The 3,820-nt window shown below is 70.1% G+C and carries 2 protein-coding genes and 1 pseudogene; all 3 read left to right on the top strand.

Going from position 1 to position 3,820, the window contains the following annotated elements; genetic code table 11:
- Positions 1 to 130: pseudogene (locus AC2CJA_RS25245) on the top strand (ATP-binding protein); the annotation flags it as partial.
- 371 nt (positions 131 to 501) lie between these two features.
- Positions 502 to 3,702 (top strand): sensor histidine kinase, encoded by a 3,201-nt coding sequence (locus AC2CJA_RS25240; RefSeq protein WP_484604982.1) that lies wholly within the window; start codon positions 502 to 504, stop codon positions 3,700 to 3,702.
- Positions 3,653 to 3,820: roadblock/LC7 domain-containing protein (locus tag AC2CJA_RS25235; protein ID WP_484604983.1), on the top strand; the 168-nt coding region annotated here is incomplete at its 3' end. The genes AC2CJA_RS25240 and AC2CJA_RS25235, both read left to right, overlap by 50 nt.

Raw genomic sequence — 3,820 nt, 5'->3', positions numbered from 1 at the left:
CGAGGTGCGCGAGGCGTTGCAGATCGGTCCGGACGCGCCGATCATCACCACCGACGCGCGGCACCGCGCGGATGCGAAGAGCGCGCTGATCACCCTGGTCGAACACGCCCTTCTGGCACGCCTGCGCTGAGCCGGCGGCCGCTTGGCGTACGGTGGCCGCCAGGATCGCCCGGGCCGTCGACGGCGACAGTGGGTTATGGATCAGTAGCCGGGGTGTACCGGGTCTCGTACCCGGTACACCCCGGTCTTCATAACGTTTCGACAGAGAATTGCGGGGCGGATGCCACTCGCCGCGAGCGCTCCGCTCCCCAGTGCACACAAAAATTCAACCTTTTGTCATTCCGTGCGTTATATGACCCTTTCCTTCCTGGTGTCCACGTGTGATTCGCCACTGGTCCAGGTGTTTGGAAAGCCTCCGCCTGCCGTGCTGAAATTCGCTGAACTCAGCAGTAGTTACGGTTTCATCGAAGACGATGGGCTGAAGCCGAGAGGTTTGGTCGAGTGAGGCGAAGCAATCCGAGCTCCCCGCCCGGGGGGCCGCGTGGCAACTTCACGCCGCCGCAGCGCGCCGTGGAGGCGCACTCCGACCTGCCCGGGAACGGTGGGGAGCCGAACGGCGGCGGCCGGTTCGCGGTGCGCAACTGGCGTGTGGCCACCAGACTGAACGCCATCCTCCTCATCCCTGTGCTCGTCGCCCTGGTCTTCGGTGGCTTCCGGGTGCAGAACTCCCTGGACACGCTGAACGAGGCGGAGGACGCCAACCGCACCGCGGAACTGGTCCGTGCCGCCGCCGCGTACGGCCACGCCCTGATCGACGAACGCGACCGCACCGCCGCTCCGCTGCTGCAGGGCAAGACGGAGGACCCGGTGATCCAGGAGGTGCGCGGGGTCACCGACGCCGCGCGCGAGGAGTTCCACCGCCGGGTCGAGCAGATGCCCGACCAGCAGAACCTCAAGCGCCGCCTCGCCGCCTTCGAGCAGGTCGAGCCGGAACTGGAGGAACTGCGCCAGGCCGCCTACACCGACCGGCTCGAGGGCGTGGAGACCGAGGAGGGCTACGTCCGGGTCCAGCACCCGCTGATGGAGTTCGCCAACGAACTGGGCCTGGGTACCGGCAACGTCACCTCCTACGGCCGCACCGTCTACGCCGTCTCCCTCTCCAAGGCCGCCGCGTCCCTGCAGCGCTCGATCGGCACCCACCTGCTGATCGAGCCCGGTCCGGGCGCCGCGGACAAGCAGCGCCGGCTCACCGCCTTCAGCTCCTACGCGTACCTGGAGAACATCGCGGTCGAGGAGTACCGCGGCGGCGCCTCCCCGGAGGACTGGGAGCTGCTGCAGGAGGAGACGGTCAAGGCGAACGAGGACGTCCGCGAGCGGCTCGCGGAGGCTCAGGACGAGGCGGAGGCCGCCGGGCGGGACTTCGCCGCCCCGCCCGCCACCGACAGGATGGTCCAGGCCATCGCCTCCGGGAACTCCCCCCAGGAGCTGAAGGCGGGTGGCGTCACCGCCGAGAACTGGTACGCCGCGGCCACCGCCAAGTTCAACGCCTACCGCGAGGTGGAGAAGGACCTCACCGACCGGGCGGTGAACGAGACGGCCCGGATCGCCTCGGACGCCAAGCGGGACGCCGTCGTCAACTCCGTCATCGTGCTCGCCGCCCTGGTGGTCGCCTTCGTGATCGCCGGGATGATGGCCCGCTCGATGAGCAGCAACATGCGCAGGCTGCGCACCGCCGCCTTCGACGTCGCCCAGCAGCGGCTGCCGATGCTGGTCGACCAGCTCTCCCGCACCGACCCGGGCAAGGTCGACACCCGTGTCCGGCCCATCCCGATCAACAGCCGTGACGAGATCGGCGAGGTCGCCCGCGCCTTCGACCAGGTCCACCGCGAAGCCGTCCGGCTCGCCGCCGAGCAGGCGCTGCTGCGGGGGAACGTCAACGCGATCTTCACCAACCTCTCGCGCCGCAACCAGGGCCTCATCGAGGGCCAGCTGGCCCTCATCACGGACCTGGAGAACAACGAGGCCGACCCCGACCAGCTGGAGAACCTCTTCAAGCTGGACCACCTGGCGACCCGTATGCGCCGCAACGGCGAGAACCTGCTGGTCCTCGCGGGTGAGGAGCCCGGCCGCCGCTGGACCCAGCCCGTGCCACTGGTGGACGTGCTGCGCGCCGCCTCCTCCGAGGTGGAGGACTACGAGCGCATCGAGCTCTCCGGCGTCCCCGAGAGCGAGATCCACGGCGCCGTCGTCACCGACCTGGTGCACCTGCTGGCCGAGCTGCTGGAGAACGCCACCTCGTTCTCCTCCCCGCAGACCAAGGTCAAGGTCACCGCGACCAGGCTGCCCGACGGCCGGGTGATGATCGAGATCCACGACAAGGGCATCGGCCTGACCCCCGAGGACTTCGCCGACATCAACCACAAGCTGGCCAACCCGCCGACGGTGGACGTGGCCATCTCCCAGCGCATGGGCCTGTTCGTGGTCGGCCGCCTGGCAGGCCGGCACGGCATCCGCGTCCAGCTGCGCCCCTCCGGCGAGCAGGCGGGCACCACCTCGCTGGTCATGCTTCCGGAGGAGATCACCCACGGTGGCGGCGGCCAGGAGGAGGCCGAGGAGGACTTCACCGTCTCCCGGATCGTCCCGGAGCAGCCGAACGCGGCCCAGTCCGCGCCCCGGAACCAGCAGCTGTCCGCAGCGGACCTGGGCTTCGACGACTCCCGCTACGGTTCCCGGCCGGGGGAGCAGGAGGACCCCTCCCGGCTCGACCCGGTCGGACACTCACTGACGCGTGGGGAGCGGCGTGCGGCGCTGGAGTCCCAGCAGTCCCAGTACCAGCAGCAGGACGGGGACTACGGCGACCACGGGGACGGGCACGACGCCCAGGAGCAGTACGCTCTCCGGCAGGCCCCCTACGACCCCGAGCAGACCGGTCAGTACGGCTCGCGGGCCGGATTCCCGGACGACGCCTCCCACGGGCAGGAGACGGGATACGGCCAGGGGTACCAGGAAGGCCATCAGCAGTACCCGCAGCAGTATCCGCAGCAGGGCGGCGGGTACGCCCAGGGTTACCAGGAGGAGTACCGGCCGGACTACGGGAGCGGCTTCGACGGGGTCGGGTACGACGGGACCGAGTATGGCGGGAACGGCTACGGCACCGGGCAGGAGCCCGCCCGGAACCCGGAAGCGGAATCCTTCCCCAGCGCTCCCGAAGACGGCCAGGAACGCGTAGGCTTCGATCGACCGGGTCGGACTTCGGACGCTCCTTCCACGCTGACCGGCGCAGGACTCCCGCGCCGGGAGTCGCGGAGGCAGCAGCCCGAGGAGGCGCCGGTCCCGCGGTACCAGCCGCAAGCGGAATCTCCGGAAGTGCCCCGGCAGGCGGATCGTTCCGACGATTCCGGCTGGCGCACGGCGAACGACGAGCGCTGGCAGCGGGCGGAGGGGGTCCGCGACCCCAAGGCCGGCGGAGTCACGCCCTCCGGTCTGCCCCGCCGCGTGCCCAAGGCCAATCTGGTCGAGGGCGCCGCGGAGCAGACACCCCAGGAGGGGGCCCAGGTCTCCCGCAACCCGGAGGACGTCCGGGGCAGGTTGAGCAACCTGCACCGCGGCGTCCGGCGGGGGCGCACCGCGGGCGGCTCGGACAACACCCAGAATGACCGACCGGGCTTCGGCCCCGGCAGCACCTACGATCAGGAGCGTTAGTGTGAGCCCGATGAGCCAGGCGGCGCAGAACCTGAACTGGTTGATCACCAACTTCGTGAGCAACACCCCGGGGGTGTCGCACACGGTGGTGGTCTCCGCCGACGGCCTCCTTCTGGCC

This window comes from Streptomyces sp. ATLC9 (assembly GCF_057196705.1).
The sequence above is the reverse complement of the archived record's forward strand: the minus strand, read 5'-3'. Positions and strand labels throughout refer to the sequence as shown.